This window comes from Streptomyces sp. Q6 (genome assembly GCF_036967205.1).
Lineage (GTDB): Bacteria > Actinomycetota > Actinomycetes > Streptomycetales > Streptomycetaceae > Streptomyces > Streptomyces citrinus.
In genome coordinates this window covers 7,697,108-7,711,432 of sequence record NZ_CP146022.1, presented here as the reverse complement: position 1 = coordinate 7,711,432, position 14,325 = coordinate 7,697,108, and the positions used below count along the sequence as shown (strand labels likewise).

Sequence of the window (14,325 nt, the reverse complement as noted above, 5' to 3'; positions counted from 1 at the left end):
GCCGCACCGGCCGCGATGTGACCCTGCGAGGGTGACGACCACCGATACCGCCGCCCCGCAGCCCGCCGCAGAGGCGAGTGCCCCGCCGGTCCTCGACAAGCGGCGCCGCAACGTCGTCTTCGGGACGATCATGCTGGGCATGCTGCTGGCGGCCCTCGACCAGACGATCGTCGGTACGGCCCTGCCGACGATCGTCTCGGACCTGGGCGGCGCGGCGCACATGTCGTGGGTCGTCACGGCCTATCTGCTGGCGGAGACGGTCGCCACGGTGCTCGTCGGCAAGTTCGGCGACCTGTTCGGCCGCAAGGTCGTCTTCCAGCTCTCGGCGATCATCTTCATCACGGGGTCGTTCCTGTGCGGCCTGTCCACGAACATGACGCTGCTCATCATCTGGCGGGCGGTGCAGGGCATCGGCGCCGGCGGTCTGATGGTGACGTCGATGGCGCTGATCGCGGACGTCATCCCGCTGCGCGAGCGCGGCAAGTACCAGGGTGCGATCGGGGCCGTCTTCGGTGTGTCGACGGTCATCGGGCCGCTCCTGGGCGGGCTGTTCACGGACCACCTGACGTGGCGGTGGGCGTTCTACGTGAACGTGCCGATCGCGATCGTGGTCGTCATCGCCGCGGCCCGCACGATCCCCGTCGTGAAGTCGGCGGTGCGTCCGGTCATCGACTATCTCGGCATCGCGCTGGTCGCGGTCGGCGCGAGCGCGCTGATCCTGGCGACGAGTTGGGGCGGCAACGAGTACGCGTGGACGTCCGGCGTCATCATCGGCCTGTTCGCGGGCGGCATCGTGGCGCTCGGCCTGTTCGCCTGGGTGGAGACGCGGGCGGCGCAGCCCATGCTGCCCATGCGGCTGTTCGCGAACCCGGTGTTCACGGTCTGTTCGGTCCTGAGCTTCATCGTGGGCTTCGCGATGCTGGGCGCGATGACGTTCCTGCCGACGTACTTGCAGTACGTGGACGGCGACTCGGCGACGATCTCCGGGGTGCGCACACTGCCCATGGTGATCGGTCTGCTGATCGCGTCGATCTTCTCCGGCAACGTGGTCAGCAAGACCGGCAGGTACCGGATCTTCCCGATCGTCGGCTCGCTCGTGATGGCGCTCGGCCTCTATCTGCTGTCGCTGATGGGGAGTTCGACGAGCGCCTGGCTCGAATCGATCTACATGTTCGTGCTCGGCCTCGGTATCGGCCTGTGCATGCAGGTCCTCACGATCGCCGTGCAGAACACCGTCGAGTACGTGGACCTGGGCACGGCGACGTCCGGTGTGACGTTCTTCCGTACGCTCGGCAGCTCGTTCGGCACGGCCGTGTTCGGGACGATCTACGCCAACTCGCTGAAGCCCAATCTGACGCAGGGCGTGGAGGAGGCGGCGCGGGCCGGCACCGGGATCGATCCGGCGGCGCTCGCCAAGGCCGCGCAGAGTCCCCAGGGGCTGCACGCGCTGCCGGAAGCCGCGCGCGAGCCGATCGTCGCGGGGTACGCGGACTCGCTGCACACGGTGTTCCTGTGGACCGTCCCCGTCGCGCTCATCGGGTTCGTCGTGGCGCTGTTCCTCAAGCAGGTGCAGCTGCGCGACACGGCGCGGGCCGGGTCGTCGGACATGGGCGAGGGGTTCGCGCAGCCGTCGACCGGCGACTCGGCGCACCTGCTGGAGCGGGCCGTGGGCACCATCGTGCAGAGCACGAGCATGGACACGGCGCGGCGCATCCTGACCACGTCGGACACCCGGCTCGACATCGCGGGCGCGTGGGCGGTGATGCAGGTGGAGTTCTTCACGCGGATGGTCGGTCACGCGAGCCTCGGCATGATCGCGGCGCGGCGCAGGCTGCCGCCGGAGGTGCTCGTGCCGGTCTTCCAGCGGATGGTCGACGAGGGTTATCTGACGCGTACGGGCTCGTACTTCGCGCACACGGAGGCCGGCAGGCGGGAGGCCGCCGTGCTCACGCAGGCGTGGGGCGACTGGCTGAGCGAGCGGGTCGAGGAGGACCTGGGGCGGCCGCCGGCCGCAGATCTGCGGGCGGCGGTCGACACCATCGCGAAGCGGCTGCTCGCCGAGGATCTGGCGCAGGGGCTGCCCCAGCACGTGGACGCGGACAAGACGCTCGCCGCGTCGTAGTCAGCGCAGGAGCAGTTGCAGACCGCCCACGACCGTCGCGGCGATGACGAGTTGCTCGAACAGGCGCTGGTTGATGCGGTGCACCGCCCACTTGCCGAGGAGCGCGCCCGGCACGACGAACGCGACGAGCGCCGCGTCAAGCAGCAGTGAGTGGGCGTCGATGAGGCCGAGGCCCACGCTGAAGGGCACCTTCGCCGAGTTCACTATGAGGAAGAACCAGGCGGAGGTGCCGAGGAAGCCCAGCTTCCGGAAGCCGGCGGAGAGCAGGTACATCGACATCACGGGGCCGCCCGCGTTCGCGACCATGGTGGTGAAGCCGCCGAGCACTCCGTACGAGCGGGCTGTGACGCGGCCCGTGCGGGGCCCCTCGTCGTCCGTCTCAGGTGCCTGCGCCTTCCTGCGGCGCCAGATCGTGACGCCCGCCATCAGGAGCAGGATCGCGCCGATGGAGGTGCGCACGGACCCGTCGTCGGCGAAGGCGAGGAAGACCGTGCCGAGCACCACTCCCCCGGCGACGGCGGGGAACAGCCGCCAGAGCGTGGGCCAGTGGGCGTGCCGCCGGTACGTCAGGACGGCGAGGACGTCGCCGCAGATGAGGATCGGCAGCAGCACACCGGTCGAGGCGCGCGCGGGCAGGATCGCGGCGAAGATCGCGAGGCTGACCGTGTTGGCGCCGCTGACGGCGGTCTTGGAGAAGCCGACGAGCAGCGCGGCGGCGGCGAGAGCGGTGAACTCCCAGGGGGTGACCCCGAATATGTCATGCATGGCGGAGACCGATGCTAGACCCATCTATCTGCCGCGTGTCAGGGTCACCCCATGGTGATACGCGTTACTGCCCGGCGTACGTGGCCCGCAGTTCGCGCTTGAGGATCTTCATGCTCGGGCCGAGCGGGAGCGCGTCGGTGATCTCGACGCGCCGCGGGTACTTGTGCTTGGCCAGGTGCTCCTTGGACCAGGCGGTGACCTCGGCGGCGTCGAGGACGGCGCCGGGCTTCGGGACGAGGACCGCGCAGACCTCCTCGCCGTGCACGTCGTCGGGCAGGCCGATGACGGCGGCGTGGCCGATCCCGGGGTGCCGCATCAGGACCTCCTCCACCTCGCGCGGGTAGACGTTGTAGCCGCCGCGGATGATGACGTCCTTCTTGCGGTCGACGATGCGCAGATAGCCGTCCTCGTCCTTGGTGCCGAGGTCGCCCGTCCGGAACCAGCCCTGCACCAGGGCCTCTTCGGTGGCTTCGGGGCGCCCCAGGTAGCCGGAGAACACGCAGTGGCCCCGGACGACGATCTCGCCGAGCTCGCCGGTGGGCAGCAGCTCGATGCGGTCCTCGACCTCGGGGCGGGCGACCTCGACGTCGACGCCCCAGATGGAATGGCCGATGGTGCCGGGCCGCGCGCCGTACCAGGGCTGGTTGACGGAGGCGACGGGCGAGGTCTCGCTGAGGCCGTAGCCCTCGTAGATGGTCGCGCCGAAGAGCGCTTCGAAGCGTTCGAGGACGGCGACGGGCAGCGACGCGCCGCCGGAGACCGCGACGCGCAGCCGCGGCAGGGCGGCGGCCTTCTCGCCGGCCGTGAGGAGGTGGACGTACATGGTGGGCACACCGTGGAAGACGGTGACGTTCTCGCCGACCATCAGGTCGATGGCCTTGGCGGCGTCGAAGCGGGGCATCAGGACGAGCGTCTTGCCCGCGCGCCAGATGGCGTTCAGGGACGCGGTCTGGCCGAAGGCGTGGAAGAGCGGGAGGGCGCCGAGGACGGTGTCGTCGGGGCTGTACTCGTTGCAGTCGAAGGCGTCGACGGTCGCGTTCATCACGAGGTTGAGGTGGCTGAGCACGGCGCCCTTGGGGACGCCGGTGGTGCCGCTCGTGTAGAAGACGACGGCCGGGTCGTCGGCGTCGCGGGTGGCGTATGTGGGGATCGGCTCGGCGGCGTCGGTGAGCTTCTCCAACTCGCCCTCCGCGCCCAGCAGGACGGTGCGGATGCCGACGGCGGCGGCCGCGGCCTCGCCTGCCGCGGCCTGCGCCGGGTGGCACAGCAGCAGGGTCGCGCCGCTGTCCCTGAGGACGTGCTCGACCTCCTGAGCGGACAGGAGCAGGTGTACGGGGACCACGGCGGCGCCCGCCGCGAGCGCGGCGTAGTAGGCGCGCGGGAACTCGGCGGTGTTGGGCGCCATGAGGGCGACCTTCTGCCCCGGTCGGACGCCGAGGCCGGCGAGGGCGGCGGCCTGCTTGCGGGCGCGCAGCCACAACTCGGCGAAGGTGTAGCGCTGGTCGCCCTCGACGAGACCGATCTTGTCGGGGTGGCGTCGGGCGGACTCGGCGAGGATCGCGGCGAGGGACAGGGTTGCCATGGGGTGGTGCTCCGTTCCGTACTGACTGCTGGTGCGGCGTTGGACCAGGTCTGCGGGGGCCGTGCTGTGAACTAGCGGGCGCCGCCGTTCACGTACAGGGTCTGGCCGCTGACGTAGGAGGCGTCGTCGCTGGCGAGGAAGGCGACGACGGACGCGATGTCCTCGGGCTGTCCGACCCGGCCGAGCGGGGTGCGTTCGGCGGCGAGCCTCTGGTGCTCGTCGGCGGAGGAGCCGACGCGCTCGGCGGTGGCGGCGGTCATGGCGGTGGCGATGTACCCGGGTGCCACGGCGTTGACGTTGATGTTGAAGCGGCCCAGTTCGATGGCGAGGGTCGCGGTGAAGCCCTGGATGCCGGCCTTGGCGGCGGCGTAGTTGGCCTGGCCGCGGTTGCCGAGGGCGGAGCGCGAGGAGAGCGAGACGATCTTGCCGTACTTCGCCCGCGCCATGTACTTCTGCGCGGCCTGCGAGCAGGTGTAGACCGAGTTGAGGTTGACGTTGATGACCGCGTCCCAGTCGGATCTGGGCATCTTGAAGAACATGCCGTCGCGGGTGATGCCCGCGTTGTTGACGAGGATGTGCAGGCCGCCGAGGTCCTCGTGGATCCGCGCGAAGGTCGCCAAGACGGCTTCCTGGTCGGTGACGTCGCAGCCGTAGCCGCGGGCGGTGCCGCCCTTCGCCCCGATGGCGTCGACGGTGGCCTGCGCGCGCTCGGCGGTGAGGTCGACGACGGCGACGGCGGCGCCCTCCTCGGCGAGGCGCTGCGCGGTGGCGGCGCCGATGCCCTGGGCTGCTCCGGTGACGACGGCGACGCGGCCGGTGAACCTGCTCATGGGTGCGTGATGTCCTTTGCTGGTGAGGGGAGTTCAGGCGCGCTCGACGAGGACGGCGCTGCCCTGGCCGACGCCGACGCACATGGTGGCGAGGCCGCGGGCGGCGCCGGTGCGGCGCAGGCGGTGCAGGAGCGTGGTGAGGATGCGGGCGCCGGAGCAGCCCAGCGGGTGGCCGAGCGCGATGGCGCCACCGGTCGGGTTGACCAGGTCGGGGTCGACGCCGAGGGCGTCGACGCAGGCGAGCGCCTGGGCGGCGAACGCCTCGTTGAACTCGGCCTCCGCGATGTCGGCGACGGACCAGCCGACGCGGGCGAGGGCCTTCTGTGTGGCGGGCACGGGTCCGATGCCCATGACGTCGGGGTGCACGCCGGCCGAGGCGCCGGCGACATAGCGGCCGAGGGAGACGAGGCCGAACTCCTCCAGGGCGTCCTCGCTGACAAGGAGCAGGCCCGCGGCGCCGTCGTTCATCGGCGAGGCGTTGCCCGCGGTGACCGAACCGCCCTTGCGGAACACGGGCTTGAGGCCGCCGAGCTTGTCGAGGGAGGTGTCGGGGCGGATGCACTCGTCGGCCTCGACGACGACGCCGTCGGGCCGGGTCACCGGGAGGATCTCGGCGTCGAAGAGTCCGTCCTTGCGGGCGGTGGCGGCCCGCTGGTGGCTGCGCAGCGCGAAGGCGTCCTGGCGCTCGCGGGAGATGCCGTGGCGGTCGGCGACCTCCTCGGCCGTCTCGCCCATCGCGAGGACGCCGTGCAGTTCCTTCATCCTCGGGTGGGTCAGCCGCCAGCCGAGGCGGGTGTCGTACGTCTGCATCGTGTGCGGCAGCGCCTCGTCGGGGCGGGGCAGCACGAAGGGGGCGCGGCTCATGGACTCGGAGCCGCCCGCGAGGGCGACGTCGGCCTCGCCGGCCGCGATGGTGCGGGCGGCGAGGGTCACGGCTTCGAGGCCGGAGGCGCAGAGCCGGTTCACGGTGGCGCCGGGCACGGACTCGGGCAGGCCCGCGAGCAGGGCGGCCATCCGCGCGACGTTGCGGTTGTCCTCGCCGGCCTGGTTCGCGGCGCCCCAGTAGACGTCGTCGACGCGGGCCGGGTCGAGCGCGGGCACGTCGGCGATCAGGCCGCGGATCACCGTCGCGGCGAGATCGTCGGGGCGTACGGAGGAGAGCGCGCCGCGCAGCTTCCCGATCGGGGTGCGGCGGGCGGCGGCGAAGTGGACGGGACGCACGTGCGGCTCCAGGCTCCGGGGACGACAACAAAATTAGCAGTGCTAGTTTTGGACTATAGACCCGCGCTTCGGCGCCTGGGAAGAGCCTCTGGGTGATCAAAGAGGGACATGACGCGATCAAAGAGGGACTGTCGGTTCCACATCTCAGGGTTGGCCCTGATGTCCCGCTCCCCCGGCCTGCCTACTGTGGAGATCCGGCACCGCTCCGCGGACGGCGTACGGGGGACCACGGGGGAAAACGGGGGAAACGACGTCGTCCAGCGGAGCGGACAGCCGGAACCTCTTGCTGTACGTCAGCCGCGCAGGTACGTGAGCACGGCCATGACCCGCCGGTGTTCCAGCAGGTCGGGCTCCAGGCGGAGCTTGCCGAAGATGTTGCGGACATGGGTCTCGACCGTCTTGCCGCCGATGACCAGTTTCTGCGCGATGGCCTCGTTCGAGCGGCCCTCGGCCATGAGGGACAGCACGTCCCGCTCACGGCCGGTGAGTTCGTCGAGGGGCCCGGGCGGGCGCGGCGCGTCCATCAGGCGGGCCACCACCTGCGGGTCGAGCACGGTCTCGCCCGCCGCCACCCGCTTCAGCGCGCCGCTCAGCTCGTCGATGTCGGCGACGCGTTCCTTGAGCAGGTAGCCGAAGCCCTCGGGCCGCTCGGCGAGCGCCTGGACCGTCGAGCTGCTCTCCACGTACTGGGACAGCAGCAGGACACCGGTGCCGGGGTGCCGCTCGCGCAGCACGGCCGCCGCGACCAGGCCCTCGTCGGTGTGGGTGGGCGGCATCCGGATGTCGAGGAGCACCACGTCGGGCGCGAGCTCGGCGACCAGGGCGAGGAGCGGTGCGGTGTCGGCGCACTCAGCGACCACGTCGACGCCCTCGTCGGTGAGCAGCCGCACGATCCCCTGCCGAAGGAGTGCCGAGTCCTCGGCCACGATCACCCGCACGGAAGCTCCGCCCTGATCCTGGTCCCGCCACCGGCGGGACTGTGTATGTGCAGTACGCCGTCGACGGCCGCGAGCCGGTCGGCGAGGCCGCGCAGGCCGGTGCCGCGCGCGGTGTCGGCGCCGCCGATGCCGTCGTCCACGGTCTCGACGACGAGCCGGCCGTCGAGATGCCGGGCCGAGACGCTGACGGCACGGGCCCGGGCGTGCTTGGCCGCGTTGGAGAGGGCCTCGCAGACGGTGAAGTACGCGGTGCTCTCGACCAGCGGGTCGTAGCGCCGGGGCTCGGCCGCGACGACGACGGGCAGCGCGGCCTCCTTCGCGAGGGCGCCGAGCGCGGCGGCGAGGCCGTCGCGGGTGAGGACGGCGGGGTGGATGCCCTGGGCGATGCCGCGCAGTTCGTCGATGGCCAGGCGCAGGCTCGACTCGGCCTCGTCGGCGGCCTCGCGCAGCGCGGGGTCCGGGTGGTCGGCGAGGCCGCGCTGCACCCGTCGTACGGACATCAGGGCGAAGACGAGGCGGGTCTGGGCGCCGTCGTGCAGGTCGCGCTCCAGGCGGCCGCGCTCGGCGTCGGCGGCCTGCACGATGCGGGTGGCGACGTCCTTGGCGCGGGTGCGCAGCCAGACGTTCTCCAGGGCGAGGCGGAGCGCGGCGGCGGTGGATTCGAGGAGTTCGGGGTCGTCGGCGAGGGCCGGGTCGTGGTGCAGCAGGGCGAGCTGCCGACCGTCGGAGGCGCGGACCGGGGTGCGTCCGGCGCCGTCGGCGGAGACCTCGCGGCCCGACCCGTCGACGTAGGCGCCCTTCTCCTCGCGCCACAGTCCGAGCCGCAGCGTCGGGTCGCCGAGGACGCGGACCAGTGCCTCGCGGACCTTGGACGGGTCGGGGTCGGTGCCGACGTCGATGACGAGACCGCTGACCTCGGCGCGTTGCAGGTGCATGCGCAGGAGGCCGCCGAGGAAGGCGAAGGGGACGGCGACCTGGGCCAGGTCGGACATCAGGTACACGGCCTGTTCGGCGAGCGAGCCGACCTCGCCGAACCACGGCACGACGTAGAAGAGCATGTCCCACATCAGGAACGCGACGGCGACGCCGATCCCGAACCAGGCCGGCAGCAGGGCCCTGCGGCGGGCGGCGGAGGCGTGCCGCCAGCGCTGCACGACGGCGACGGCCGCGACGGCGGAGATCACCCAGCCGATCGCGTGGTACACGGCGTCGAAGGTGTCGAACAGGCCGTGCCAGCCGGGGACGAAGAAGAGGTTGGGGCCGCAGGAGGCGCAGTCCAGATAGGTCGCGCCGGTGTCGGTCGCCGGGTCGAACAGGAGCGTGCGCACTAGACCGCCGACGGCGACGAGCCCGTACGCGAACTGGACGAGGCGGCGGGTGAGGACGGTGGTGAGGCGGCCCTCGGGGAACGAGAGCACGAGGTGCAGGAGCACCGCCATGTTCAGCGCTTCCCACCAGGCCCCGAAGGTGAAGAGGACCGGGATCGCGGTGCCCTGGAGGTTGCCGAGGAACCACGTGATGCCCTCGGCGACCATGAGGCGGCCGGTGTGGTTGGCGGGCCTGCGCTTCCAGGCCATGATCCCGGCGACCACGTACGCCCAGCCGACGGCGAGGTCGCGCACCAGGTCGGACGCGGACGCACCGCTGCGCGCGTACGCCCATGAACCGGCCGCACCCGATACGCCGGCGAGGGCCGCGGCCGCGGTCAGGCGCAGCCGAACCGCCCGCTTCCCCTGACTGTCCACGCGCCACACGTTAAGCCATTCGGGGGTGCGTGAGGTAAGCCGGTCAGGAGTGCGCGGGCCCGGGTACGGGCGGAGCGCGCACCGGCGCGCACGACCGCGGCGCGCACCACTGCCCCACCTTCTCGGGCGTCTCGTCCCTCGGCTCGGGCTCCCTGATCAGGGCGGGGACACGGCCTCGTCGATGTCGTGGGTGATGAACAGGACCGTCGTGCCGCGCTCGCGCCACGGTCCGCGGACCAGGTCCTCCAGGTCGGCGCGGGTCTGGGCGTCGACCGCCGCGAACGGCTCGTCCCTCAGGAGGACTTCGGGCTCGTACGCCAGTGCGCGTGCGATGGCGCCGCCGTGGCGGCGGGCAGGGCCACGGCGGCGAGGGCGGTGAGCGTACGGCGTGTGGAGCTCGTGGGATCCCCCTGGTGCTCAGCGCGAACACAGAGCACCCGCCCTGGGGGGTCACCACCCATGGTGAGCAGCACCATGGACACTCTTCACAGGCGGGGAACACGCCGTACGCCCGGCCGCGGCGCCCTGACCTGGCGTGCGGCTACGACGCGGTGGCGTCGTGCAGCGCGTCGACCTTCGTGACGAAGTCCTGGAGGTAGGGGTCGGCGATCTTGACGGGGCCCAGTTGGTGGTGTTCGGCCGGGTCGACCGTGATGCGGGCGGCGGTGTCGGCCTCGGAGTCCATCGCCTTGCGGGCCGCTTCCGCCGCGGCCCGGTCCTGGGCGGCGAGGGCCTTGAGCGCGGCGAGGCCGTGGCGCAGGGCCGCGCCCCAGTGCTCGGTGGCGGTCAGCCAGCGGTCGGCGTCGTGGAGGAAGAGCTGGTCGGGGACGCCGGCGCGCAGGACGGACGGGGTGCGTTCGATGGTGGTGGCCGTCGGGGCGAAGGAGCGGACCGCGGCTTCGGGGTCCGTGTCGTACGTCTTCCAGAAGGCGGTCAACTCGGCTGCGAGCAGCGGTGATTGGGGCTGCCACGGGGTCGAGCCGAAGGTGGGCGCCATGTGGTTCAGGTCGACGAAGACCTGGACGGCGTCGGCGACCCGCGCGTCGCCGCCCGCGAGGTGCAGGGCCGACTGGCGGGCGGAGCGGGTGCGGTCGTAGCCGCGGTCGTTCCACGCGAAGTCGGACATGGTGAACACGGCGAGCTTGCTGGCCGCTTCCTGGTTCATGGGGTTGGAGACGAGGCCGCTGAGGTTGTCGGAGAGGCCGGCCTCGCGCTTGTCGTAGGGGGCGAGGAGGAGGCGTCCCGCGGTGCGGCCGAAGTCGTTGACCGGGTAGTTGTCCCAGACGAAGACCTTGCGGCCGAACAGCTGGGAGGCCTGCCGCGCCTGGGAGTCGGTGATCTCCGGCGGGACGACGTCGGTGCCGGTCCACATCACTTCGACGGCCGGGTCGAGGTGGGCGCGGATCTCCTGCTTGTACGCGGTGTCGGTGAGGTCGCCGTACTCGGTGGGCACCATCTGGAGGGGGTTGGTGCCGTCGTGGGCGGCGACGAAGTCCCGCTGGACGGTGTTCAGGAGGCCGACCTGGGCCTGGGCGGCGGGACCGCGGCCGGGCGCGCCGAACGCCGTGGCGTCGCCCGCGCAGTTCCACTTCGTGTAGCTGATGTCGTCGAGCGGCACGGAGAAGGAGCGGACGCCCAGGTCGTACAGGGCCTGGAGCTTGGCGGTGAGGGCCCGCACGTCGGCCGGGTCCGAGTAGCAGATGGAGCCGCCGGGCGAGACGGCGAACGTGAAGCGGACGTGGTTGGCCGCGGCCCGGTCGACGAGGTCCGCGAGCTCCTTGAGCTTGTCGGCGGGGTACGGGTCGCGCCACTTGTCCCGGTGGTACGGGTCGTCCTTGGGCGCGTACACGTACGTGTTGGACTTGACCTCGCCGAGGAAGTCCATCTGGTCGAGGCGTTCGGCGGTGGTCCACGGCGGTCCGTAGAAGCCCTCGATGGACCCGCGCAGCCGCATCGACGGGAAGTCGGAGACCGAGGCCCCGGCGACGGCGTGCCGGGCGGTGATCAGTTGGCGCAGCGTCTGGGCCGCGTAGAACTGGCCGGTGGCGTCGGTGCCGCCGAGGGCGACGGTGCCGGGCGTGGCGCGCAGCGCGTAGCCCTCGGCGTGCGCGGGGACGTCGGTGCCGCGCAGGGCGCGGGCGAGGTCGGGGCGGGTGGCCGGGCCGAGCAGGACGGTGAGCGGGGCCCGGCCGGAGGCCTTCCGCGTCACCTCGACCCGCCGTACGCCGTGGTCCCTGAGGATCTCGGTGACGAGCGCGCGGGCCGCGGTGTCCGTGGTGTCGGCGACGACGAGCTCGACGCGGGCGGGGAGCGGGACGTCGGCGCCCGCGCGGGCGAGGTGCTGCGGGGTCGGCGAGACGGTCGGGAGGGCCTGCGGTTCCGGCGCGGCGGCGGCCGTGGCGTGGGGGACGGCGCCGAGCGAGGCGGCGAGGAGCAGGGCGGCGGCGGTCGCGGCCTTGAGGGTTCTTCGGGCGGGGGTCATGGGGCGCCTCCAGAGTGGGGTGGGGAGGTGGCGGTTCCGGTGGTTCAGGGGGCGGGCGCGGTCGAGCCGCGCTCCAGGAGGTGCGGGAGTGCGTCCTCGACCCGGCGGGCGGGGCCGCCGTCGAGGAGGGCGAGGAGTTCCGCCGCGGCCCGTCGCCCGAACGCCGCGGTGTCGCGGACGAGGGCGGTGAGCGCGGGGTGGGTGGAGCGGCACAGCACCGAGTCGTCCCAGGCGACGAGGGACAGCCGGTCCGGTACGGGGATGCCGCGTCCGGCGGCGACGCCGAGGCCGGCGACGGCCAGGACGTCGTTGTCGTAGACGATCGCGGTGGGCGGGGTGGTGGCGTCGAGGACATCGCAGGTGGTCTTGGCGCCCTCGGTCTCGGAGTAGTCAGTGGTCAGGGAGTGGGCGTCGATGCCGCGCCGCGCGGCCTCGGTGCGCAGCGCGTCGACGCGGCGGCGGGTGTGCGCGAGGTCCGGCGGGCCCGCGATGTGGGCGATGCGGCGGTGGCCGAGCGCGTGGAGGCGGTCGACGACGCCGGCCATGGCGCGGGCGTCGTCGGCCCACAGGTTGGCGATACGGGGTGGCCCGTGCCGTCGTCGCCGGGGGAAGCGAGCCGATGACGACGGCCGGGAGTCCGAGCGCGTCCAGGAGGGGCAGGCGCGGGTCGGTGGCGCGCGGGTCGACGACGAGGACGCCGTCGACGCGGTGCTCGGCCCACCAGCGGCGGTAGGCGTCGCACTCGGCGTCGATGTCCTCGACGACCTGGAAGAGCAGTCCGAAGTGGCGCGGGGAGAGCGCTTCCTGGATGCCGGAGACGAGTTGGAGGAAGAACGACTCGACGCCGAGGGTGCCGGCGGGCCGGGCGAGCACGAGTCCGATGGTGGCGGGGCCCTCGCCGGACAGGGCGCGGGCGGCGGCGCTGGGCCGCCAGCCGAGCGCGTCGGCGACGCGCCGCACCCGGGCGCGGGTGGCTTCGGAGACACCGGGCCTGCCGTTGAGCGCGAAGGAGACGGCGCTCTCGGAGACGCCGGCCTGCCGGGCGATGTCCTTGATGGTGGGGCGTCCGACCGGACCGCGGGGCACGAGGGACCTCCTGCCGAAACCTGGCGCAACCACTTGAGTGCAGAGCACACTAAAGCGCTGTAGCTGGTTCGACAAGAGGGCACGCGGGCGGTCGATTCCCTTGCTGTGAGGCCCTGTTGACGGGCCGCTTCAGGGTGGCTCACGATCGTCGCGGGCCCACCGGTCTTCGAGGAGCGGGAATTCCACGATGCGTTTCGGCGTCAATTACACCCCCTCTCAGGGGTGGTTCCATCACTGGCTGGACTTCGACCTCGATGCCGTGCGCGCCGATCTCGACGCGATCGCGTCGCTGGGTGTCGACCATGTGCGGGTGTTCCCGCTGTGGCCGGTGTTCCAGCCCAATCGGTCCCTGATCAGGCCGCGCGCGGTGGAGCAGCTCGTCGCCCTGGCGGACGCGGCCGGTGAACGCGGTCTCGACGTGAACGTGGACGGGCTCCAGGGGCATCTGTCCAGCTTCGACTTCCTGCCCGCGTGGACGCGGACCTGGCACCGGCGCAATCTGTTCACCGACCCGGACGTGGTGGCCGCGCAGGCGGAGTACCTGCGGACGCTGGCGGCGGCGCTCGCGGACCGGCCGAACTTCATCGGGATGACGATCGGCAACGAGATCGCCCAGTTCGCGGCGGGGCCGCCGCATCCGGACCCGGACCGCATCTCCTCGGCCCAGGCGGGGAGTTGGCTGGAGAGGGTGCTCGCCGCGTGCGAGGAGGGGGCGCCGGGCCGCACGCATCTGCACGCGGAGTACGACGCGTCGTGGTACCAGGACGACCAGCCGTTCACCCCGGCGCACGCGGCACGCCTCGGAGCGCTGACGGCGGTCCATTCGTGGGTGTTCAACGGGACGGCGCAGCGGTACGGCAAGGACGGTCCGGCGACGTACGGGCACGCGGCCTATCTCGTCGAGCTGTCGAAGGCGTGGGCGGACGATCCGCACAGGCCGGTGTGGTTGCAGGAGGTCGGGGCGCCGCAGCCGCTGATCCCGGCGGAGCACGCGCACCGGTTCACGGAGGCGACGATCGACGCGGTCCTCGACTGCCCCGATCTGTGGGGCATCACGTGGTGGTGCTCGCACGACGTGTCGCGGGACCTGGCCGACTTTCCCGAACTGGAGTATTCGCTGGGCCTGTTGACGAACGACGGCACGGTGAAGCCGGCGGGGAAGGCGGTCGCCGGGATCGCCGCCGAGTGGCGCGGGCGTGTCCACTCCCCCGCGCCGCGCACCACCGCGCTCGTGGTGGACGCGGGTGACGACGCGACGGCGCCGCGCCGCTCGGTGTGCGCGCCGGGCGGTCCGGTCTTCGAGGCGTTCGCCGCGCTGGCCGCGGAGGGGGTGCGTCCGACGGTGGTCCTCGCGAGCCGCGCCGACGACGCGGAGCATCTCGCGGCGCGCGGGATCACCGAGGTCGTCACCCCTGACCACGGTGCGGGAGGCCGGTCGCTCGGTGCGCGTTGCGCTGCTGACTGATGTGCCAGTCAGCAGCGCAATGCCGCCTTCTTCAGGGAGTTTGACGCCCTCGTGTTGAGTTCTGCTCAACACGTGGTTAGGGTCGTTCC

Annotated in this window: 9 protein-coding genes and 2 pseudogenes; 2 read left to right on the top strand and 9 right to left on the bottom strand. The window is 72.2% G+C overall.

Features of this window, described 5'->3' with window-relative positions; translation table 11 throughout:
• The first annotated feature begins 130 nt into the window (after nucleotides 1-130).
• Nucleotides 131-2,122 (top strand): MDR family MFS transporter, encoded by a 1,992-nt coding sequence (locus V2W30_RS35330; protein WP_425244724.1) that lies wholly within the window; start codon nucleotides 131-133, stop codon nucleotides 2,120-2,122.
• Here V2W30_RS35330 and V2W30_RS35325 read toward each other — a convergent pair whose 3' ends face one another.
• The 9 genes and pseudogenes from V2W30_RS35325 to V2W30_RS35285 all read right to left on the bottom strand — a co-directional run bounded on the left by V2W30_RS35325 (nucleotide 2,123) and on the right by V2W30_RS35285 (nucleotide 12,771).
• Nucleotides 2,123-2,887 (bottom strand): sulfite exporter TauE/SafE family protein, encoded by a 765-nt coding sequence (locus V2W30_RS35325; protein WP_338702669.1) that lies wholly within the window; start codon nucleotides 2,885-2,887, stop codon nucleotides 2,123-2,125.
• A gap of 64 nt (nucleotides 2,888-2,951) precedes the next feature.
• Nucleotides 2,952-4,469 carry a long-chain fatty acid--CoA ligase gene (locus tag V2W30_RS35320; RefSeq protein ID WP_338702668.1) on the bottom strand — a complete coding sequence of 506 codons (1,518 nt, stop codon included), beginning with the start codon at nucleotides 4,467-4,469 and terminating at the stop codon, nucleotides 2,952-2,954.
• Nucleotides 4,470-4,540: 71 nt separating this feature from the next.
• Entirely contained in the window at nucleotides 4,541-5,299 is a 759-nt protein-coding gene (fabG, locus tag V2W30_RS35315; RefSeq protein WP_338702667.1) for a 3-oxoacyl-ACP reductase FabG, read from the bottom strand.
• A gap of 33 nt (nucleotides 5,300-5,332) precedes the next feature.
• A complete protein-coding gene (locus tag V2W30_RS35310) occupies nucleotides 5,333-6,520 on the bottom strand; it encodes a thiolase family protein (protein ID WP_338702666.1) in 1,188 nt (395 codons plus the stop codon).
• Between the two features lie 293 nt (nucleotides 6,521-6,813).
• Nucleotides 6,814-7,458, bottom strand: coding sequence for a response regulator transcription factor (locus V2W30_RS35305; RefSeq protein ID WP_338702665.1), 645 nt, complete (start codon nucleotides 7,456-7,458; stop codon nucleotides 6,814-6,816).
• Nucleotides 7,449-9,203: a sensor histidine kinase gene (locus tag V2W30_RS35300; RefSeq protein WP_338702664.1), complete on the bottom strand. Its 1,755-nt coding sequence runs from the start codon at nucleotides 9,201-9,203 to the stop codon at nucleotides 7,449-7,451. The genes V2W30_RS35305 and V2W30_RS35300 overlap by 10 nt, the downstream gene beginning before the upstream one ends.
• 168 nt (nucleotides 9,204-9,371) lie before the next feature.
• Nucleotides 9,372-9,539 (bottom strand): annotated as a pseudogene (locus V2W30_RS35295) (ABC transporter ATP-binding protein); the annotation flags it as partial.
• A gap of 205 nt (nucleotides 9,540-9,744) precedes the next feature.
• Nucleotides 9,745-11,685 carry a beta-N-acetylhexosaminidase family protein gene (locus V2W30_RS35290; RefSeq protein ID WP_338702663.1) on the bottom strand — a complete coding sequence of 647 codons (1,941 nt, stop codon included), beginning with the start codon at nucleotides 11,683-11,685 and terminating at the stop codon, nucleotides 9,745-9,747.
• A 44-nt stretch (nucleotides 11,686-11,729) separates the two neighbouring features.
• Nucleotides 11,730-12,771 (bottom strand): annotated as a pseudogene (locus V2W30_RS35285) (LacI family DNA-binding transcriptional regulator).
• 187 nt (nucleotides 12,772-12,958) lie between these two features.
• Here V2W30_RS35285 and V2W30_RS35280 point away from each other — a divergent pair.
• A complete protein-coding gene (locus tag V2W30_RS35280; RefSeq protein ID WP_338702662.1) occupies nucleotides 12,959-14,236 on the top strand; it encodes a glycosyl hydrolase in 1,278 nt (425 codons plus the stop codon).
• Nucleotides 14,237-14,325 lie beyond the last annotated feature (89 nt).